This window comes from Paracoccus actinidiae (assembly GCF_030863885.1).
Lineage (GTDB): Bacteria > Pseudomonadota > Alphaproteobacteria > Rhodobacterales > Rhodobacteraceae > Paracoccus > Paracoccus everestensis.
Genome location: NZ_CP132956.1, coordinates 2,161,193 through 2,182,048, shown reverse-complemented (window position 1 = coordinate 2,182,048; position 20,856 = coordinate 2,161,193). Strand labels below are relative to the sequence as shown.

Annotated in this window: 17 protein-coding genes, 1 tRNA gene and 1 pseudogene; 8 read left to right on the top strand and 11 right to left on the bottom strand. The window is 61.4% G+C overall.

What is annotated here, in order from left to right:
• Window position 1: 1 nt before the first annotated feature.
• The 7 genes and pseudogenes from Q5701_RS10885 to Q5701_RS10855 form a co-directional block, all read right to left on the bottom strand.
• The gene (locus Q5701_RS10885; RefSeq protein WP_306755243.1) at window positions 2–667 is read right to left on the bottom strand and encodes a hypothetical protein; all 666 of its coding nucleotides are present in this window, start codon (window positions 665–667) and stop codon (window positions 2–4) included.
• Complete coding sequence (locus tag Q5701_RS10880) at window positions 664–1,077, bottom strand: hypothetical protein (protein WP_306755242.1); 414 nt, start codon at window positions 1,075–1,077, stop codon at window positions 664–666. Before Q5701_RS10880 ends, Q5701_RS10885 begins: the two co-directional genes overlap by 4 nt.
• Window positions 1,077–4,262 carry a site-specific DNA-methyltransferase gene (locus Q5701_RS10875; RefSeq protein ID WP_306755241.1) on the bottom strand — a complete coding sequence of 1,062 codons (3,186 nt, stop codon included), beginning with the start codon at window positions 4,260–4,262 and terminating at the stop codon, window positions 1,077–1,079. The genes Q5701_RS10880 and Q5701_RS10875 overlap by 1 nt, the downstream gene beginning before the upstream one ends.
• Window positions 4,259–4,831 (bottom strand): hypothetical protein, encoded by a 573-nt coding sequence (locus tag Q5701_RS10870; protein WP_306755240.1) that lies wholly within the window; start codon window positions 4,829–4,831, stop codon window positions 4,259–4,261. The genes Q5701_RS10875 and Q5701_RS10870 overlap by 4 nt, the downstream gene beginning before the upstream one ends.
• Before the next feature lie 136 nt (window positions 4,832–4,967).
• Complete coding sequence (locus tag Q5701_RS10865; protein WP_306755239.1) at window positions 4,968–8,018, bottom strand: BPTD_3080 family restriction endonuclease; 3,051 nt, start codon at window positions 8,016–8,018, stop codon at window positions 4,968–4,970.
• Window positions 8,011–8,220, bottom strand: coding sequence for a methylation-associated defense system helix-turn-helix domain-containing protein MAD1 (mads1, locus tag Q5701_RS10860; protein ID WP_306755238.1), 210 nt, complete (start codon window positions 8,218–8,220; stop codon window positions 8,011–8,013). Before mads1 ends, Q5701_RS10865 begins: the two co-directional genes overlap by 8 nt.
• Window positions 8,221–8,351: 131 nt before the next feature.
• Window positions 8,352–8,581: pseudogene (locus tag Q5701_RS10855) on the bottom strand (hypothetical protein); the annotation flags it as partial.
• Between the two features lie 324 nt (window positions 8,582–8,905).
• Here Q5701_RS10855 and Q5701_RS10850 point away from each other — a divergent pair.
• From Q5701_RS10850 to Q5701_RS10815, 8 genes are all read left to right on the top strand, one after another.
• Window positions 8,906–9,532 carry a hypothetical protein gene (locus Q5701_RS10850; protein WP_306755237.1) on the top strand — a complete coding sequence of 209 codons (627 nt, stop codon included), beginning with the start codon at window positions 8,906–8,908 and terminating at the stop codon, window positions 9,530–9,532.
• 11 nt (window positions 9,533–9,543) lie between these two features.
• A complete protein-coding gene (locus tag Q5701_RS10845; protein ID WP_306755236.1) occupies window positions 9,544–10,086 on the top strand; it encodes a hypothetical protein in 543 nt (180 codons plus the stop codon).
• Window positions 10,087–10,282: 196 nt separating this feature from the next.
• Window positions 10,283–12,451 carry an AAA family ATPase gene (locus Q5701_RS10840; protein WP_306755235.1) on the top strand — a complete coding sequence of 723 codons (2,169 nt, stop codon included), beginning with the start codon at window positions 10,283–10,285 and terminating at the stop codon, window positions 12,449–12,451.
• A gap of 857 nt (window positions 12,452–13,308) precedes the next feature.
• Window positions 13,309–14,118 (top strand): metallophosphoesterase family protein, encoded by an 810-nt coding sequence (locus Q5701_RS10835; protein WP_306755234.1) that lies wholly within the window; start codon window positions 13,309–13,311, stop codon window positions 14,116–14,118.
• A gap of 234 nt (window positions 14,119–14,352) precedes the next feature.
• Window positions 14,353–14,619 carry a helix-turn-helix transcriptional regulator gene (locus tag Q5701_RS10830; RefSeq protein WP_306755233.1) on the top strand — a complete coding sequence of 89 codons (267 nt, stop codon included), beginning with the start codon at window positions 14,353–14,355 and terminating at the stop codon, window positions 14,617–14,619.
• Entirely contained in the window at window positions 14,616–14,924 is a 309-nt protein-coding gene (locus Q5701_RS10825; RefSeq protein ID WP_306755232.1) for a hypothetical protein, read from the top strand. The genes Q5701_RS10830 and Q5701_RS10825 overlap by 4 nt, the downstream gene beginning before the upstream one ends.
• 840 nt (window positions 14,925–15,764) lie before the next feature.
• A complete protein-coding gene (locus tag Q5701_RS10820) occupies window positions 15,765–16,178 on the top strand; it encodes a hypothetical protein (protein ID WP_306755231.1) in 414 nt (137 codons plus the stop codon).
• Window positions 16,179–16,252: 74 nt separating this feature from the next.
• Entirely contained in the window at window positions 16,253–17,014 is a 762-nt protein-coding gene (locus Q5701_RS10815; protein ID WP_306755230.1) for a hypothetical protein, read from the top strand.
• A 408-nt stretch (window positions 17,015–17,422) separates the two neighbouring features.
• On the opposite strand, the gene Q5701_RS10810 is transcribed toward Q5701_RS10815, so the two are convergent.
• The 4 genes from Q5701_RS10810 to phaC all read right to left on the bottom strand — a co-directional run bounded on the left by Q5701_RS10810 (window position 17,423) and on the right by phaC (window position 20,762).
• Window positions 17,423–17,512, bottom strand: a tRNA-Ser gene (locus Q5701_RS10810).
• Between the two features lie 38 nt (window positions 17,513–17,550).
• Complete coding sequence (gene phaR / locus Q5701_RS10805; RefSeq protein WP_306755229.1) at window positions 17,551–18,168, bottom strand: polyhydroxyalkanoate synthesis repressor PhaR; 618 nt, start codon at window positions 18,166–18,168, stop codon at window positions 17,551–17,553.
• A gap of 160 nt (window positions 18,169–18,328) precedes the next feature.
• Complete coding sequence (locus Q5701_RS10800; RefSeq protein WP_234853284.1) at window positions 18,329–18,793, bottom strand: Phasin; 465 nt, start codon at window positions 18,791–18,793, stop codon at window positions 18,329–18,331.
• Between the two features lie 184 nt (window positions 18,794–18,977).
• Complete coding sequence (phaC, locus tag Q5701_RS10795; RefSeq protein WP_306755228.1) at window positions 18,978–20,762, bottom strand: class I poly(R)-hydroxyalkanoic acid synthase; 1,785 nt, start codon at window positions 20,760–20,762, stop codon at window positions 18,978–18,980.
• Window positions 20,763–20,856 lie beyond the last annotated feature (94 nt).

The following is a 20,856-nucleotide window of genomic DNA, read 5'->3' as shown; positions in this document are numbered from 1 at the left end:
CTTAAGGACTCCAATGTTTAAAATGAATTCCGAATTTTCCTGGGCTTTGAGCATAACTTAGCCCTTTAGGATCTGCAAAAGCCAGCCAGTATAAGGATGCAGGGTCCGCTCCAAGCATTCGACGGTGGCTGGTTCCCCATATTTTGTCCAAGGTCCAACGCGAAGTTCTATAAAAGGATAGTTCTCTGCGGACCCCCAGCACTTGCTTGACTATTCCTTTTCCGAAATTGGCACTGGACTTACATTCCACACCCAAAAACAACTGATCATGTCGCGGCATCGTTTTGTTTGGTACAGACGAATTTATCAGCACTAAGTCGATCTCGTGGTATCCGCTGTTGTCGCTGCTACCCCCCAGCAACTTTGATCCCAACGTTTCAATTTCGATGTCTGTGTGTAGTTCAAGCATCGATCCGCGACCCATTATCTCGAAATACGATCTTGAGCGATCTATGCTGCCCGGACTTGCTTTGAAGTCAACCGTTTTCCCCTTAAACCTTACAGTTACAGGGTAGTGCGATTTCAGCCAATCAAGGGTCTGAACCAAGCAATAGAGTTCATACACCTTCCCATCGGTGGATGATGACACTGCTTTCTTTGCAGAGATCTGGTGATTGATGAAGAACTTTCGTATCTCAGCCTTTGCCTTTGCCTTATCCCAGGTCACTTGAGGTCACCTCTATCACCGATCTCAATGAGGTGACCGATTAGCTCCTCCAGTTCTTTAAGAGCCTGCCATGCGCCCTCACTTCCCTCGAGACGCTCTCGGGGATCACGCCCTTCAACAAGTGCGCGCTCAGGATCAACCCAAACAATTGCTTCCTTTGGTCGTTCCCCCTCATCTATCAGCTCTCCCAGCATTCCAAACGACCTTTGAAGCGTTGCTGGTGATCGCACAGAAATATCGCGACGCAGGGCTTCAAGCATTTCATTTGCTAGGTATTTTGGTTGCGGAAGAAATCGCCCTGATCCTTCCCTCTTTTCGTAGTTTCTAAGTTCGGCGATTTCGTCGTGGCCGATGCTCCGCAGTTCATTCTGAATAAGTTGGACAATTTCTCGCCAGTCTTCTTCGTTCATCACTCCACCGCAAACACCTTCATCACCTCGTCGCCAAGGTGGTTGATCACCTTCACCGCGATCCGGCCCGACTTCGGCTTCGCAAACGGCCGCGACGTGTCGGAATACAGGCTCTCCCAGGCTTCCTCGTCGATCTCGGCCTTCAGCGTCGTCTTAAGCGCCTTGTAGGGGTCGTTGGCGCCTAAAAAATAGGCGTGGCGGACGAAGAACGACTCCTCGTTGTAGTCGGTGTCCAGCATCCACAGGGCTATGCCGTCAGTTCCCTCGCTCTGCACCTCGCCGGTCTGCGGCTTAAACACATCCACGCCGAAAACCTGGACCTGCACCATGCCGTCACTCGCATCGGTGATGCGGATGTCCGGCTCGCCGAAGATCACGAACAGGTTGCCCGCGCCGGTGCTCTTCAGATCTCCGCCCATGTGCAGGTCGGGGTTCATCCGGGCCTTCAGCACGCGGATGCGGCCCAGTTTGTCGAACTCGGAACTGTGGGCGTCATAGTTGAAGGCGCAGCAAATCAGGACATCGAACCCGGCATCCCCCGCTTCGCGGGCGGCGGCCACTAGATCGGGGCGACTGACGGTGCCGAACTCAGGGCCAATGAAGACGCCTGCGCGGCGCTGGACGTCACCCTCCATGAAAGTGCCTTCGGCAGCGACCCATTTGCCGGGCCAGCCGGTCAGGCTGGTGAAGGTGATGCGGTCCTCCTTGTGGGCCTGCTGCACGCCCGCGGCCTTGAGGTTCTCCAGGATCATGTGGGCGAAGTCGGTGAAGTCGCGCGGGGCCTCGGCGGCCTTGCGCTTGCTCTCTGCGGCCTCGTGCGTGTCGATCAGCTCGTCGTCCCAGTCCACGGCCAGCGTGCGGTGCGGCGACAGGCTCTCGACCGTGAAGGGGCCGGCGACGCGCACCTTGCCCTTGTCTACAAATGGCTTGTCGTAGAGGTATTCAAAATCCGCCTTGGCGGCGATGGAGGCGTCGATCTCGCGCTGGCGTGCGATGCGGGCCTCCCAGAACGCCTTCAGGTAAGCCTGTGCCTCTTGCGGCCAAGGCACGATCGGTTCTCCCCCTGGACCCATAGGCAATTCCAGCAGATTCTCTGCCGTGAAGTGGAAGCCAGGCGTTGCGATATGATACGAGCCGCCGCTGCCTTCGCCGCACATTAACCCGTTCATGACATCCAGCCGGTTGTTGACCTCGAACCCTTGGTCGCTGGTCAGGTCGTCCAGATCGCGGCCCTTCGACGCCTTCACCCACCGCTTGATGCCGCCGGGGGCAGGTCGGTAGCCAAGCAGCCGCAACAGCTTTTGCCATTGCTCAAGAAGCTCGCCGGACATGGGCGTCCCATGGTCCCGCGGCACCTCCCACTCCATGAACCCGTTGATCGGCGCTTCCTCGCCTGAGGGCATTTCTTTCCAACCCTCGGTCAGGAAGTCGATTGTCTTGCCGACCCTGCCGCCCGTTGTGATCCGATGACCGCAGGGAAAGCCTAGCATGGTATCGTTCAACCCTGCCAAGGCGGCCTCGACCGCGGGCTGCATCCGGTCCCAGATGACGTCGATCTCTGCGTTGTTGGCAATGGATTTCAGGGTAATGTGAGGCACGCGGTCGTAGACGAAGCCTTGGCGGATGCTGCCATGGGTGGGCGTGGTTTTGGGTGGGGTGCGGGTGATCTCGCCTTCCTTCGCCTGCCCTTCGGGGCTGTCGGCCAGCAGGTAATAGGGATAGCGCGCGCCCATCAGGCGGGACCGGGCGAGGGCCACGGCGACGCGGCTGGTGTCGATGGTGATCCAACGCCGCCCCCATTGTTCGGCGACATAGGCTGTGGTGCCCGAGCCGCAGGTGGGATCGAGCACCAGATCGCCGGGGTCGGTGGTCATCAGGATGCAGCGGGCGACAACCTTGGTTCCGGTCTGGACAACATACAGTTTGTCGTCGGTAAAACTGCCCGTTCCTGTGTCCGTCCAAGTATTCCCAATATCCTTCGCCCTGTAGTCGTTGATAAAGCGAATGTATGAATAGGAAACTCCTGAATGCTCCAGTCGATCAGCTTTGAGTATTCTAGCCGAGCCAGTCTCGCCTGTGGACCAAAATCGCCGACCTGGCTTCTTCGCGATGCCTTGATGGACTATTGGAAAATCACCTGGTGGCTTTTGGGAGGTAAAATTGTCTAAACGGAAGATGTAACCGTTCTTCTCAGAAAGATCGGCCGGATCTTCGAAGTTCAGAGCTCGATCACCAACCTGTAGGTCCCTGATCCTGCGATAGACTCCAGCATTGTCCTCCTTGAGTCCTTTTTCCTCCAGAGGCTTTCGATACTTAAGCGTGGCCTTATTCTTTGCGAAGAACAAAATGAAATCGGAGTTGTTGGGGACATAGTCTGCTGACCTCCCTGCCGTTTTCACGATGGTGATCTGGCTGACAAAGTTGTCATCCCCGAACACCTCATCCATCAGTGCCCGCACGCGGTGGACGTTCTCGTCGCCGATCTGCACGAAGATGCTGCCGCTGTCGCTCAGCAGGTCGCGCGCCACGGTCAACCGGTCGCGCAGGTAGGTCAGGTAGGAATGGATGCCGTCCTTCCAGGTGTCGCGAAAGGCGCGGACCTGTTCGGGTTCGCGCGTCACATGGGTCTTGTCGCCATCCTTCACATCGCGCGAGGTAGTCGACCACTGGAAATTGGAGTTGAACTTGATGCCATAAGGCGGGTCGAAATAGATGCACTGCACCTGACCCCGCAGCCCCTCACGCTCGGCCAGTGAGGCCATCACCGACAGGCTGTCGCCCGAGATCATCCGGTTCGACCAGTGCTGATCGTGCTGGTAGAACTCGGTCGCGGCCTCGGCATCGGGAAGGCCGTTGAAATCGGCGAACATGTCGAACTGGCTACCATCTGCCTGCGCAGCCGCCCGCGTGCTGCTGTCGCGTTTCAGGTCATCGATGATTGCCTTAGGGTGGACCTTTTCCTGGATGTAGAGCGGCGGCGCCTGGACGATCAGGTCAGACCAGTCCTGTTCATCCTTGCCGCGCCAGACCATCTGCGGGTCAAGATCGCGGTTACGGCGTTCGTAGGCGAGCTGGATCGGCGTCTTGTCCTGCTCGCGCATGAGGGATTCGAACTCCGCCGTCGGAATGTTCTTGCGCGTGGCGTCGTGGGTCAGGGATTCGACGGAGATGGGTTTCTTGCTCATTTCTTGTTCCGTCGCTTGGGCGCAATCGCCGGGAGGAAATCATCGCCCATTTGGGCTTGGGCTGTGTTGGCGAGCCAGACGAGGGTATCCCGTGCTGTCGTCGGAAGAGCATCAAGATACACCGCCGCATCCATGATCTCATCCGTGCTGCCGAATTTGCCACGTTCCATCAGATAGAAGTCGATCACCTTGTTGGCGGGCAGCGACGTCCATTCGCTTTGTGTAATCACAGCACCAAGTTGATCGACGACCCTGGAAAAGCCGTTTGAATCCAGGGCAGCATAGAAATGTTTCGCCGAAGAAACACCCATGCCCCTTGCGACATTGCTGTCGAACATCGTCCAGCCATCTGGTCGAAGAAACCACATTATCTTGGTTGCTGCGGAAATCTGGCGTTTGCGTGTGGGGTCGATTGCCTTCCACTCATCGGCCAAGGACTCGCAGAACAGGTGTCGGTTGCGAAGGCCTATGGGCCAACTGGGCGCTCGATCATTGGCAATCTCGATTGCCTGGCTGAACTGGGTCGAGCTATTCTTCGCAAACCCTCGCGCCACGTTGTAGTTCGTCATGATCTTCGAGGCTGTAAGGACGTCAAGTCGACCGCCATTGCGAGCAACTCTTTTCAGAAACGGTGCGTCGGTAGAAAGCCACCATCGTGAGTAGCCGACAACAGCCCAAAAGAGGCCTTGCGTCCGATCGGGTAGATCATTGGGCTGCATCAAGCACCCTAAACCCTTCAACCAACTTGGCGAACTCCGCTTCAATCTCGTAGACTGCTGTAAACTCCGCGAATGCCCAGCGCCCGAACTTGGCCAAGTTGTTCACGCCGGGCACCCAGTAGGCGCGCATCGTGTTGGCCTTGTCCTTGGCATCCTCGCCCCGGTAACCCTTGATCTCGACAATCAGATTCAGCGGATCGAGTCTTCCATCGTCGATCTGCACGATGAAGTCGGGCAGGTATTTGTGCGGGGTGGAGCCGGAGAGGTAGGGCACCTCGAGTCCGAGCCCTTGGTTCTTGACGTAGGACAGCACTTGGGGGTGGTTTTCGGCGACTCGGGCGAACTCGGCCTCCCAGTCGCTGTCGCAGACCACCCAGTTGACATGGGATTTGTCTGGGCGGGTCTGCCAGCGCAGCGCCTTAGAGGTTGTGAAGTTGACGAAGGCGGTGGTGCCGGTGGGGTTGTAGGCATCCAGGATTGCCTTGATCTGGTTTTCCCCCTTCAGGGTTTCGGTGATGGCCGACTTGATCCGTTCGGCGGCCATGTCGGCAATCTCCTTGTAGACGAGCTGGGCCGGATATGTGCCGCCGGAGCATTTCAGGTAGCCACCATCCAGCCACTGGCGGGTGACGCGCTTTAGCTGACCGAAGAGGTGCAGCTTTGGTTCCGCGCCGGGGTCGCGATACTTGGTGTAGAGGAGGTGCCGCGCCAGATGGAACAGGATGGTGGACGAGCGCATGTCCTCCAGATGCTCCAACGTCAGGTCCACGCCTTCGCCGATTATGCCCTGATTGGTGGTGCTGGATGGTCCCAGAAGTTGCGGGGTCAGTTCCAGAACGTGATCGGGGCCGAAGTTTGCTTCCACCCGTTCATCTGGCAGCTCGACCCGATACCCCTCGACACGGGGGAATGTAATTTCCAGCGCATCCCGGTCAGGCTTGACCGCGTGGACACGGACAGTCTCACGCGGAGCCGCAGGGGGCGAGATCACCGGCTTCGCCGTGAAGTCGAAGGGAATGCCCAGGACATCGGCATACTCGACGTTGAACAGCCTTTCGTCATTCAGTTCGTAGGACTGCCGTCGCAGCGCGCGGCCGATTACCTGTTCGCACAAAAGCTGCGTGCCGAAGGCGCGCACGCCCAGAACGTGGGTGACGGTGTTCGCGTCCCAACCTTCGGTCAGCATCGACACTGAGACCACGCAGCGGATTTGTTCTCCGAGGCGGCCCTTCTTGCCGACGGTGTTCATGACCTCGCGCAGCAGGGTGGATTCGTCGATCTTGTCGCCTGCGGTGATGTCGCCCGTCCGTTCAACCATCTCGCGTTTGAACTGCTCGATTTCGACCGCCGCCATCTCGCGGAAATCCTTGTCGAGCGCCTCGCCGGATTCGAGTTGAGCGCTGTCGATCAGAATCGTGTTTGGCCGCGGCATCCGGTTGCCGAAATCATCGTAGTTCCGGAACAGGGCAAGGCGCCCGTTTTCAAGGGTTGTCTCAGTGCCGTCATCGCTGACCCGATCAAAGCCAGAGATGTATTTGTAGATTAATTCTGACGTCGCCGTGTTGTTGCAGACGACGATGAACACCGGCGGAACGCCGATCCCCCTGTCTTGCCAAAGCTGGAAGGTCTTCTCGTAATGACCGTAGAGCGCTTCCAGCGCAGTCAGCAGTTCGACCGGCAAGCTGAATGGATCGAGCGCCTTGCCTGCCGCACGTCCCTTCTTGGGGAGCTTCTTGCCGATGTGGTCCCAGAGATTGCGGAACTTGGGCGTGTCGCCGCCCGGCACGTTGTCGGCAATCGGCACGCGCGGCAGCTTCACGATCCCACATTCGATGGCGTCCATCAGCGAAAAGTCGGACATCGTCCAGGGAAATAGCGTCCCTTCGATGTAGCCCGATCCGCGTAGGAAGAACGGTGTAGCCGACAGGTCGTAGACGAGGTTGATGCCGAGCTTGCGCTTGACCGCTTCCAGACCGGAAATCCACATCCGGGCGGCCTCGTTGTTTTCCTTGGCCTCGCTTTTCTCGTCGCCCTTTAGATCGTCCTCGGTTTCACCGACGGCGTCTTTCACCCGTTCGCGATAGCAGTGATGCGCCTCATCGTTCAGAACGACGATGTTCTTCTGGCCCATCAGGTCGCCCATGACCCTCTGGATCATCTCGCCTTCGGTCTCCAGCGTCTGGACCTTCTCGCCGCGCCAGCCCTCAAGCGCTTGTCGGGTGCCTTTGGCGATTACCAGTTTTTCGCGCAGCTTGAAGGCGTGATAGTTGGTGATGACAATCTTGGCGCTTTGAATATCTCGCAGCATGTCGGGCGGCGTGATCTCGCGGCTCCGATAGTAGCTTTCGGGATCGTTGGGTAGCAGGACGCGCAACCGGTCGCGAATCGTGATGCCGGGTGAGACGATCAGGAACCGGCTGGAAAACTGCTTGCTGTTCGGGTGACGCACGGCGTTGACCGTCTGCCAGGCAATCAGCATTGCCATGACGGTGGTCTTGCCCGCCCCTGTAGCGAGCTTCAACGCAAGGCGCATTAGTTCCGGATTGGCCTGCTCGTTAGCACCTTTGATGTGCGCCCAGAACTTGGTGACGCGTGGCCCCATCTTCGGCGCGACCTCTGTCAACCAGATCGCCGTTTCGACGGCCTCGATCTGGCAGAAGAAGGGTCGGACGCCCTCGAATGTGTGGTGACGCCAATGTTGCAGCAGGCGCGCCGTTTCTGGTGTTACCAGCCACTGGTCCGGGTTCGGCAGGTTACGCCAAGTTTCGACATATCCCCGGACTTCGTTGATGATCGGGGTGGGGTTATATTCCTGATCCTTGGTTGAGAGGTCATCGCCTCCCCCGAGAACCAAAGCACCCTGTTTCTGATTTTGGCGCTGCTTCTTGGTTTTGGGAACAGGCGTGATCAAGTCGGAGCGGCGCCGCGACTCGAGGATGCGGTTCGTCGGCTGGCCATCTGCGTCTAGTTCCCAATGACGGCCAGGATACTCGTAAGGAGAATTCAGGATCGGCTTCTCAAAGAACTGCTCAGACATTCAGCGTGTCCTTCGCGACGTTCCCTTTCACGACGGCCTTCTGCTCATCAATCCACCGATCAATGTCGTCGTGCTTGAATCGCCATTGGCCACGCACCTTGAAAGCAGGGATCTGGCCCGTTTGCGCCATCGTGTAGACAGTCTTCTCTGCAACCTTCAACAAAACGGCGACCTCTGGCAAAGTGAGAATGGGGTCCGTCATGGACCTGCTCCCTCTCGAATGTAATTAAGGTGAAATTGCCAGACTTTACCAGACATTACTAGGAATTGATTGCTGCAGGTTGCATGCGGGCCAATCAGGTTCTTCGGCGCGTGGCGATAGCTAGGATCAAGCGGCCGCGCCTTCGGCATCGCTGCCGTCACCTCAAGCCCCTGCAACATGCCGCCTGCGATTAGCCCGTCCCAGACCCAGCCCAGCGCCTTCCACCAGTCGGCATAACCGCGCCGGGCTGATGGATACTTAGGATGCGGTCGTTAGGTGATCGGGCAGGCCAGCAACTCGACCGTTCGCCACTTGCCGCGTTTTTGACCCGCTCGGTGCCAACGACGTTGGTTGTCGCCCGAGCACGTTAAGACGCGGTAGGAACCTCAGTCAGGCTGAGTTGCATCAAAGCCGCTGGCAAGGGCCTTCTCAACAAGTCGGCGCACCACTTCGGGTCGGGATGGAAGGTCGGGTGCCTCCCGCCGAAGTTCGTCGATCCTTTTGATGAGGCCGGCATGCATTCTGACCAGCACTGGCTCCGTGTCGACGCTTGGTCGGCCACGATTTTTCGATATCATGAAATTATCCCATTGCTTATAATTTCAAGATATCATAATGTCGAGTGAGTGCAAGGATCCTACCCCTCGCACTCACTCTGACCACAACCGTCTTATGGGAGACGATCATGGCTGATGCCGTAACTACCATCCTGCGCCGCGCGGGTGAAGTGTCTGACCCTGCGCTGTCGCGCTGCGAACTTGCGCAGGCCTTTGCGCGGGTTATCCTCTGCCTTCGCGCTGTGCGATGCGCCGATGACAAGGTTCTGGCGACCTCGCTGGCCGATCCCTCGTATGCAGCAAGTTTGACTACAGCGAAGGAGCGCTGGGCGGAACTGGCAATTCGCCTTGAGTTCATCGACGAACTTCCGTTCACGCCCGGGCATCCGAACGGGATGCTGATCCAGGCAGCCACGGTAATGCGAACCGGGCTTTCTGTGCGGGCGCCTCTGGATCGACGCATCCCGGGGGCCTCACCCAACTTCAGGGGCGTCCTGCTGATGCCGCAGAGCGAGAGCCGTCTTGCATGGCAGGCAAGCTTGCTGGTTCAAGAGGCGATGGGCCTTTTCGAAGCGGTTTCGGGACTCAACCGCGTGGCTTCAGGTGACGGTGGCATCCTTGGCCAGCCCCAAGCGGCGCAGCCATTACTGAAGCACGCACGTCGCAAGGCCCATGTCGGCGCGAATGTCGCCACCCCTGCCGGTGCTTGGTCAGCAGGAAACATGCCGGCCGCGCTGACTATCCTGGCGGCTTAAGGGAGACAGACATGGCACTCCAGATGATGCTGCCCGGTTTCACCCAGGCGCCGGGCCTGTCCCTCGCCGCACCTTCCACCGACCTCGCGGCCTATCCGGACGTCGATCCGGACATTCTGCAGCACCGGGCGAAGGAAATCGGGCGTGCAGGCGAGCTCCTCGTCCAGTCGCTGCTGACCCGGATCGGCGAGCGCTGCTATCCCGCCGCTGAGGAGGAGGCTTTCGATCTCCTGCTGATGCATCCTGAAGCGGCCCTCCGGATGCAGGTGAAGACCAAGACCAATGCGCAGAACGGCCTCTACCGGTTCCGGATGCGCCGGGGGTATCGCGGCAATCCAAACGGCGTGCAGCTTTACGCCCCCGATGCCTACGACCTCGCGGCCCTGGTCATCCTGCCGCACAATGCGGTGCTGTTCTCAGCGGGAGCCGCCGAGACGCACGTGATCACCCGCGCCCAGATCGAAGCCCTGCGCCGAAACCCTTACCTCAGCCTGCACCAGGCGCTAGGCGATCTTGGCCTGTCCGCATCGTCCACCATAGCCCCGATAGGCTGACCGATCCGGCCGAACCGGAAACTGCGCTGCCGTCGGCTCTGACGGGCGATGATGCCGCATCACTCGACGCGGACATCGCCCGCTCCAGAATGGCGGCGGCAGGCGCCCGATCCCATTCGAAACATCCTTCAACCATGGCGATCCGCGGCCCGGCCTCCTGGCCGTGAGCAACCGGATCCCGTGCAGGAGCTCCTCCATGACACAGCCATCCTGGCTCCCCCTCGCGACACTCGCCATCCAGCGGCTTGAACGCCTTGCCGCGGACGATCAGCCTTCGCAGTGGTCCAGTGCATCCGCGCACTCTCCCGAACCTTGGGAGGTCCATGAACCCGGACGCAAAAAAGGGTTCTCGCCCACGGCGGCTCTCGCCCGCGTGCCGTCCGCCGTGCTTGCGCCCTGTGACGAGGGCGAGGCGTTGGCACGTGGCGAAGAGGTTTACACACCCCCCGGTGACGAGGTGGTCCGTCAGCCCGACATTCCGCAACCCAAGGTTCTGCCTCCCCTTGACCGTCTTGTCCTGGCGCTGCGCTTGTCGGTTCTCTTCGGCAGGGTCTCCGCAGTTAGGGCGATCCTGCGGTCAGGAGCGGTTACGGTCCTTGCGCATGGCGATGTGCCAGAGGGGGACGTGCGTCATGTCCTTGATGAGGCCCTGCTTCCGGACGGTCGGACGACCACGGTAAGCTGGGCGACAAAATCCGTTGCCGCAGGGGACCTGGCCACCCTGTCTCTTGGCACCGTGGAGATGGCACGACGCGCAGTTCGGGACGGCAGCATCACGACCCTGCTTGGCCAGGGCCGAGCTGTGCTGATCCTGGTGCCCCATCCCCACGATCTGCCTGACGATCTGAAGCGTATCCTGCCGCAAGCTCGGCTCCTGCCGCCCCTCGACAGGGAGATCCTCTCGGTCCTCCTGGGGGTCACTCATTCCGCCTCGGCCGGCAAGCTGGACGTCGTGGCGCGCCTGCCAGATGATCCTGTCCTGGCCCGGCTCGGTGACGCCGGCCTCCTTCTCGCCCTCCGTGCGCCGACCGCCGGTGTTGTGGCGGAACGCGTGACAGCCCTGCTGAAAGTGCCATCCGATCCGGCCCGGCCGACGCTCGAACGCTTCGAGGGTTACGGCGCTGCCGAAGCCGTCGCGCGGCAGATGGTGGCCGATCTTCTGGCCTGGCAGGAAGGCGAGGTTCCCTGGTCGGAGGTGCAGCGTTCCGTGTTGTTCTTCGGCGAACCGGGAACGGGCAAGTCTTTCCTAGCGCTGGCCATGGCTGGAAGCGCGGGGGTTGCGCTGGTGCGCGGGGGCTTTGCGGCTTGGCAGGCGGCCGGCCATCTTGGCCTGATGCTCGCGGCGATGCGCAAGACCTTCGCCGAGGCCCGCCTGGCGGCGCCGGCGATCCTCGTCATCGACGAAATCGACGCGGTCGGCAGCCGCGAGAGTCCGGACCCCCACAACGAGAACTACCGCCGGCAGGTCATCAATGCCTTCCTGGAGGAACTTGATGGTCTTGTCCGGATGCCGGGTGTTCTTGTGGTCGGGACATGCAATCACCCAGGGACGATCGATCCGGCCGTGCTGCGGCCAGGTCGGTTCGATATGAAGGTGGAAGTTCCCACGCCAGGTTGCCGGGCGATCGCGCGGATGCTGCAGGACGCTCTTCCGGGGAACGGCTTTGCCTCGGATGCGGCTGTCATGGCGCAGCTCATTCGCGCGGCCAGTGGGCAGACCGCGGCGGCGATTGACGCCGCCCTGCGCGCCGCCCGAGCCGGGGCCCGGTCGGAACGTCGGGCCCTGCGACCGGACGATGTGTTGCGCGCCCTTGCCGGCGATGCGCGGCAGCCGCATGTGGAGCGTCGCGTCGCCCTGCACGAATGTGGCCATGCCATCATCGCCACGGCCCTTGGCCTCGGACAGGTAACCCGCCTGGTGCTGCGTTCAGGCAGCGGTGAGGCCTGGACCCGACCGGCCTCCCATGAAGGCCTGCTGGGCGACTGGGAGGCAGAACTGACCCGTCTGCTCGCCGGACGCGCGGCCGAGCGTCTGGTCCTCGGCTCCGTCTCCTCAGGCGCGGGCGGCGCGATGGGATCGGACCTCAGTCTGGCCACGCGTCTGGCTGTTCAGATCGACACCCGGATGGGCCTGGGAGCGGAGGGACCCCTCTGGCATGCCGCCGATCCCGCTCTCTATCTCGCCAACCCCGCCAATGCCCTCCGCGTCCGGGAGCGGCTGGAGGCGGCCGAGGAACGAGCTCGAACCCTCCTTGCCCGTGACAGGCCGCTCCTGAATGCCATGGCCGACGCCCTCGTGGAGGTTGGCCTGATGGACGGGAACGACTTGGCGCAGTGGCTGGCCAAGGTGGAGCGCTCACCCTGAGGCAGAGGTGCCGCCTGGGTTCAGACTGCGGAGACCGGAGCCACCCCAGACCTAGGGCATGCGGAGGCCGTGGAGCCTGGCGGAGGTCTCCGCCTCATGTTTGAACTCCGTAAGCGGAGGCCGGCTTGCACACGCAGTGCTCCACCGCCGGCGCAGGCCACACCAGCGGAGCACGGGACGAGACGCGCGCGTTCTGGAAACGCTGCGCTCCGAGCTGCGAAGGCTAGGAGTAGATCGGTGCCGACGCTGCGGAGGCCGCAGGAGGGTGAATTTTATGGCCGAGGCTGACGGTTGCGGAGTGGCCAGGTGTGGGGGTGCTGGAGCTGGCTTCGGACTGACAGGCTTGGGCACGACAGCCGCGCTGGATCCCGAGCGGCCTGAGCTTAGGGCTGAGGCCTTTTGCACCTCACACCAGTTCGAGTGCCCATCCCGCCGACCGCCATCGCCTGCTCCAAGCCGACTTGCGGAGAGCACACCAAAAATCCGTTTATCTCGCGCTTGGAAAGGGTCTGACAAAATAGAACCTAGAGCATGCCGCAAACCCGAGGAGCCCTAAGCCGTAGGTGGCGGCCTCATCCAAGACAGATGCCCGATCCGGGACTGCGGAAGCGCGCCATCCAGCCACCGAGATAATCCTGCTGGTTCTACGCTGGAGAGCATCGTTGGGCTGCCGCCGCCAGTTCCGTCCTCCGCCAGCTTTCCGTCACCCGCGCCAGACGATATCCTCCGGCATCGGCACCTCGGCAGTCAGCTGTCCGGCCAGCAACATGGCATGCAGCCAGGGCGCAGCCTCCCGGCAAACAAGCGGAGGCCGCAGGCACGCGATGCCCAAACGAGCAGAAAAGGATCGAAAGCCAATGACGGTTCTTGTCTGGGCAGATGTCCATGCCGACGCCTGGCGTCGCGCGGGGCTCGACCCGTTCGCCTCAGTGGCCAAGGAACTTGAAACAGTCGACGCGCTGATCATCGCGGGAGATATCGCGGACAATCCGGCATCCAACTGGCCGGCTTTCTTCAAGGTTCTCGGCGACCTCATCGACCTGCGCAAGGTGGCCATCTTTCCGGGGAACCACGACTATCACGGATGGGACATCCTGGACGATGACGGCTTGGCGGCGATGGCCGAGGCAGTGGGGATCCGCTACGCTCAGAAGCAGGTCATCAGGCTGGACGGGAGCCGGTTCGTCTGCTGCACCTTGTGGACCGATTTTGGTCTCAATGGTGATGTGACGGCCGGAATGATCGCGGCGCAGGATCGGCTGATGGACTACAGCAGGATTACAGTGGGAGAGGCACACAGGCGGCTTCGCCCCCGTGACGTGCTTCAGATGCACGAGGATCACCTGGCCTGGCTCGACCGGACCCTCGCAGAACCGTTCCCCGGACGGACGATCGTGGTGACACATCATGCGCCCCACCCGGAGCTGCTTGACAGCCTCGACCTCCTCGACCGCCTCCGCCCTGCCTATGCATCCAATCTCGAGCCTCTTATTCGCCGCCACCAGCCCGACAGTTGGATCTGTGGTCATATCCATGGCCGGCGCGACGCGCAGATCGGGGTGACACGTCTGCGCGACGTGGCCCTAGGCTTTCCACACGAAGTGAGCGTGACGGAGGCAAGAGCCTTGCTCCTGCGCGGGCTCATTGAGAATGGCAGACCGGCATGAAGCTCTGTCCATCCGCCTCAGCATCTTAAGAGCAGGCTGACGAAATCGATATCCACAGGTTCGTGCGGCAACTTGGGGCCGCCAGCATAGCGCCCTGCGTGGGATGTGTATAACTTTACTCTTGGCCGCACGAAGATCGCGCGGCTACCGGTCGGCGGCCGCGCGAGGGATCCTGAACACATCCTCTCTGCATCCGCCGGTCGGTGATGTCAATCGATACGAGAGGACCATACCATGACCCACACCCCCGACGGCGCGGCATCGGCCGCGCCGCCTGACCTCAAGTTGCTCAAGAAATCCGAGGTCTGCGAAATTCTCTCCGTGAGCGAAGCCTCCGTCGACCGCTGGATGCGGAGCGACGCCACTTTCCCGCAGGCTTTCCGCCTTGCACCCGGCTCGATCCGCTGGAAGCGCAGCGAGGTGCGGATGTTTCTCGAAGGGTTGCCGGTCGTCGCCTACGACGACCACGGATTCGATCCTAACGACGAGAGGGAGGCGTGACGAAAGAACGCTTCGAGGTCCGCCTGGAGCCCCATGACGCTGCGGAAGTCCATGCCCGGATGGCGCGCCTCGGGGTCTCCAGCAAGGCGGATTACGTCCGCACCTGCATCCTCGGCCTGGGCGCGGCCGACCCCGGCCGCCTCGACGATGAAGTGGGGCAGCTGGGGCTTTGCCTGAGCGATCTGATCGCCCGGGTTTCCGTGGAAGGGTGGGACACTCCGCTCGTCGAGCGCCTGATCGCGCGCAACTGGCGCGCCCTGCGCCAGCTGCAGGACACCATCATCATCCTCAAGGGGCGCGCATGACGCGCCCCTATATCCATCACCACCGCGATGTCATGGTGGCCCTGCGCTATGCCAGCCGGACCCGCGAGACTGACGGCGCGGCCCCCGAACCGCGCTTCCTCGGCGGCACCGTGCCATGGCGGGGACCCCGCCGGACACAGGCTTGCCTGGACGCGGTCCCAAGGGCGGCACCAGTGGAGACCCTGCACATCGTGATCTCCCTGCCCAGGAGCATGCGGCTGGACCGCGCGGAGTGGACCCGTGCAATATCCGTCACCTTCGATGGACTGGGTCTTCCGCACCGGAGGGCTCCATGGCTCGCCTTTCAGCATCGAGATGCGGCCTGCGACCATGCTCATATCGTGGCGCTTCCATTGACCTTTACCGGTGCCCCGATCCCCTTCGATGGCAAGAGGGCGTGCTGCGAGCAGGCCGACATCCGGCTCTGCCACCATCTCGGCCTGACACCCCCCGACTATCCACGGCCTGGCATGGGTCCCCGGTCCGGCATTCTGCTGCCTATCCGCCGGCAGACCTCGAAGGCACGCCAGACCCTCGCGCACGGGATCGGCCAAAGCCTGATCGGGTGCCAGCCCGAGGACGCTGGGCAACTGGCTGCGGCATTGCAGCGGCACGGCATCGCCCTGACCGAGGGCGATCGGGACTGGTGGTTCGCCCATGGCAACACGTCGGTGGCAGGCGACGAGCTCAGCCCGGAGCTTCGATCCAGGAACCTTGCCGCGATCTTCGATCACCATGCACGGATGCGCTTGTTGCGCGCCGCTCTCGATCTGAGACGCGTTCTGACCGATCTCGATGCGGCGCGGGATCACCTTCACCCCATTCTCAAGGACATTGCCCATGACCACGAACGACACCAGCATCACGCCGTCCTCGCCCACTATCCTGCACCAGTTGCGCCTGATCTTCGACCAGCAGGGCAGGACGCATGGAGTGGCCCAGGAAACCCTGGAGCGGCTCCTGCCGCTGGCCCAGTTGCTGGACCTGCTGAACCGGCCGGAGGATCAGGCGCAGGATCTGGGCCGCGAGCTTTCCGAAACCCTGAAGGAGATCGCCGCACAGATGCGCTCGATGCGTCAGGCCATGATTACCGGGCAGGAGCAGGGCACCCGGATCGAGGACACGCTGACGGCGATGCTCGCCCAGCAGGCGGAGATCATGAAAGATATGGAGCTGCTGCGCGCGGCCACCCGCCGCAGCCAGGCGGGGATTGTCGAGCTGCAGGACGGCCTGCTCGAAAAAGCAACGGACTGATCCGGCTCCGCCAGCAGGTCCTGAAGGCTGCCCGCGCGGCGGGGATCGCGGTCACCACGGCGCGCATTCGCCCGATGGACCAGAGCGTGGGCGTCGCCTGCGCCGATGGTGCTGCAGTGCGGATCACGAGAAGCCGGGCTTGGTTTGAGAGGCTGGGACACGCAGGCATTGCCCAAGTCCAACGGTTTGCCAGCGCCTTGTCCGCCCGGCTGGGATGGCCGCAGATCACGCCCGGCTGGCCCTTTCCCAAGTTTCCCGAGCCGGGGCAACTCCTGGCCGCTGACAGAAAGACCACACAGGCGGCGGTCGCACGCAGGCTGCAGTCTGCCCGCCTTTACTGGCTTGACGGCAGCATGGCGCGCAGGGGGCGGGGCGAGGACCTGCTGCAGAAGGCGATGGAGAGCAAAGCATGCGATGCATTCCCCGACACCTGCACCTCACCCGAGGCTTTCCTTGTCCTGACGCCGGCATGCCTGGCTGATCTCCGGAAGCAGCCCCGCTTGACCCCGCGTTTGGGAGACTTGGTGCAGGACATCCCCAAGGCCGGTGTTTTGTTGGTGGACGAGAAGGGGGCGATTACGGTGCTTGGGACAGTGGCGGAGGTTCTGTCCTGCCTCAAGTTGGAGGTTACCAAGCCGTCCATCTTTCAGGAGGATGCGTTGCCGGGTGCGGAAGGGCGTCATCTTGGCCCCAAAGGGTTTTTGGAGCAGCATGATCCTGGAGATGACGATCCTGAGGAGAACGGAAGGGGCATCGCGGCACCGGGTGACGAATCGACCATCTTGCTCGAGGAGGATACGGAAGGGCCCGAGAAAGACGGCTTCGACTTGGGGTAAGAACCGTAACGTCTGTCCATTCGCCCGCGCCCGCCCATCGCTTCAGGCACATCGTTCCAGGGAGCGGGCGTTGCAGCTCTCCTCTATCCCTGACACGGCACCCGACAAGACTGTGTCAGGCATAAGACGTTGCCCCCATTCCGCTTACTCTGGCGGTTCTCCGAGAGTAGCGGTGTTAGTAACAAGACAGAGACTGCGAATGACGGCCCCCGGGCCATTCGCCGGACCTCCCAAAGACGAAATGACGGACTTGGCTTGAAGGATCTTCCATGGGCGGATGATCATGCCTAAGTTTCTGGGAGACCACATCGGTCCCCAGCCGCACGCGCCGTTTGTTACCTTGTGCGCTACCCTGAACGGCGGAAGGCTGGGAAAACGCAGCGATAACAATGCATCAGGAAGATAGTTTGGCGGACAGTGAGGGATTCGAACCCTCGAGACGGTTCCCCGCCTACACACTTTCCAGGCGTGCGCCTTCGACCACTCGGCCAACTGTCCGTGCGCGCGGTCTAGCTTGTGTCGGCGGCAGGCGCAAGTCAGAGCTTTGCGATACGTTGCTGAAGTTCTGCAAGCTGACGACGGATTTCTGCCATGTCCTCCGCTCCCTCAGCCCCGGATACCGCACGATGCTTGGAAGCCGGCTTGCGCGCAGGGGTGCCTTCAGCAGGCACGGAGTCGCCTTCCAGATCCTCGGGTTCGGGGCCTGACGTGCCAGACCATCCGCCCAGAAGCGCCTTGAGAAAGGCCTGCTGCTGCCGATGCATGGCATCAAAGCCGGGCACCCGGGCGATGGGGTTCGGCATGACGGCCATGTTTTCCATCAGCTTCGACTGGCTTTCGCGCAGCATCTCGAAGCTGGCGGCCAGGAATTGCGGAACGACGGAATGGGCACTTGTGGCATAGCTGCGGACCAAGTCAGTCAGCACGTCGATGGGCAGGACGTTTTCGCCCCGGCCTTCGTGTTCGGCAATGATCTGCAACAGGTACTGACGCGTCAGTTCGTCACCGGACTTCAGGTCGACGATCTTGACCTCTCGGCCATCGCGGATGAACGAAGCGATGTCTTCAAGCGTCACATAATCGCTGGTTTCGGTATTATACAACCGCCGGCTGGCATAGCGTTTGATCAGAAGCGGCGTGTTCGGTGCGGGCATGGCGGACCCCGGTCATGCAATTTCCCGCATGATGGGTGCTGCATCCGCAAAAGGCAAAGCAATTTTCTGCACTTGCCAAGAGACTGGTCAGGATCGGATCCCCTGGACATGAAAAAAGGGGCGATGCCGCCCCTTCCTTCAAGATCGTCTGTCGATGCGATTACTTCGCGGCGACGGTGGTCGCAGCAGTCGCGGCTTTCTTCACGGCGAGCTGGTTGTCGCGGACAACGGTTTCCGCAACATTGCGGGCCTCGACAGCCACGTCCTTGCCTGCGGTCAGCATCAGATCGACGGTGTCCATCTGCACTTTTTTCGCAACTTCGGCGTAGGCGGCCATGTGTTCGGCAGCAACTTCGGCCGAAGCGGAAGCAAAGTCGGTCAGCGACTTGGCGTAATCGGCCGGTTCCTGCTTGACGGCAGCCAGTTCACCCACGCGGGCGATGGCGTCCTTGGCCCACTGGGCCGAAATCTCGGTCGAACGCTCGGCTGCGGTCAGCGCAACGCGGGCCAGTTTCTCGCCCAGAACGCCTTGCGATTTGAACGCTTCCTGGAACGACGAGGTGTCGATCGGGAAGTTGGCCATCATGTCCTGGAAGGTCTTTGCAAAATCGGGGGTCTTTGCCATGTCATTCACTCCTGTCAACGCCGCGGAAGGACGTGTTCGATGAGAGAGGTTTCCGCAGCCAAAGCCATTCTCGTGATGGGAATATGAATGCTGCGGCGCGGCATTTCAAGTATTTTATGCTGCGCCGCAGAAATTTCTTGCCTTGCAAGCAACCTGTTCTTGCAAGTGATTGTTATACCAACCCTCAGGCTGCCCTTTCGTGGACATAGGTGCCGGGTGCCGGACCAAGCCCATTGCCGGGTTCGCGCGCCGGAACCATGCGCCCTGCCCTTTCTGCCAGCCAATCGCTCCACCGGGTCCACCAGGTGCCCGGCGCGAAGCTGGCTGATTCCTTCCAGGCCTGATACCCGCCGCTGAAGTCGGTGCTGCCCATGTAATGGCCGTATTTCTTCTTGGTCGGCGGATTGACGATCCCGGCGATATGGCCCGATTCCGACAAGATGAAGGTCTTGTCGCTGGACCCCATCCCGGCGATGCCGCGCCAGCAATCCTTCCAAGGGGCAATATGATCGGTCTCGCAGGCAATTGCGCAAACTGGAGTCGTCACGTCGGACAGATGCAGCTTGTGGCCCATCAAATCGAAACCGTCCGTGGCAAAGGCATTTCTCTGGCACAGGCCGCGCAGGTACTGCATCGCCATCTTGCCCGGCAGGTTGGTGCTGTCGCCGTTCCAGAACAGCAGATCAAAGGCGGGCGGCGCTTCGCCCATCATGTAGCTGCGGATGGCCGGTCCCCAGACCAGGTCATTGGGGCGCAGAAAGCTCATGGTGCGCGACATCAGTTGCGCGCGCAGGATGCCATGGCGCTTGACCTCGTCGGCGATGCCATTCACGAAATCGTCTTGCAGGAAGCTGACGAATTCGCCCTGGTCGGAAAAGTCGGTAAGGCTGGTAAACAGCGTGGCGGATTTGACCCGGTCGTCGCCCCGCTGCTTCAACAGCGCCAAGGCAAGCGACAGCGTGGTGCCTGCGATGCAATAGCCCACGACGTTCAGCCGGGGCTGCGCGGTCAGGTCGCGGACCTTGTCCATCGCCTCCAGGTAGGCCGCGACATAATCCTCCATCCCGGTATCGGCATAGGTGGAATCGGGGTTCTTCCAGCTGACGACGAACAGCGTATGGCCCTGTTCGGTCAGCCATCTGATCAGGCTGTTCTGCGGCTTGAGGTCGAGGATATAGAACTTGTTGATCCAGGGCGGAAAGATCAGCAGCGGCGTTTCGAACACCTGATCGGTCGTCGGCTTGTACTGGATCAGTTCATAGAGCGGCGTGCGATGGACAACGGTCCCTTCCGATGTGCCGATGTTCTGGCCCACGGAAAAAGCCTCGCGGTCCGCCAGCGACACGACAATGTCGCCATTGTTGCGTTCCACGTCGCGGACCAGGTTTTCCAGCCCTTGGACCAGGCTTTCCCCCTCGGTCTGGACCGCGCGTTCCAAGGCATCGGGATTGGTGGCCAGAAAGTTCGTGGGCGCCATCATGTCAACGATCTGGTCGGTCATCCAGGTGATGCGGCGCCGGTCGGTTTCGTCTGACACTTGCAGGTTCTGCGTGGCATCCTTCAAGGCCTTCGCGTTGATCAGATACTGCCGCTTGACGAAGCTGAAATAAGGATGGCTGCTCCACAGCGGGTTGGCGAACCGCTTGTCGGACCCGGTATCCTCGGCTGCAGGATCCGCGTGCCCCCGCGTCAACGCCCGATGCGTCTGGGCATAGTTCTTCAGGGTCTCGCCCCAGTAATTGACCTGGGTTTCCATCACGCGCCCCGGCTGCTCGGACATCGTCTTGACCCAGGCATTGGCAGCCGTCATCAACAGATCCGGGCCTGGCGCCTCGATGCCCGGATTTGGCCGGGATCGGGCTGCCAGCGCGGCCACAAGCCGCTGACCCAGCGCCTCGATCCTTTCGATGTTCTCGGCCAGCTTGCGGGCAGTCGCGCCCGAGGATCCGCGTGCCAGGGCTTCGGCCATAGCCTGGGGCGCGCGGCCCGTTGGGGCGGCTGGATCCGATGGCACAGGGGCGGCCTGATCCAGTTGCAGCCGGGGCGCCGCTACCTGCGGGGGG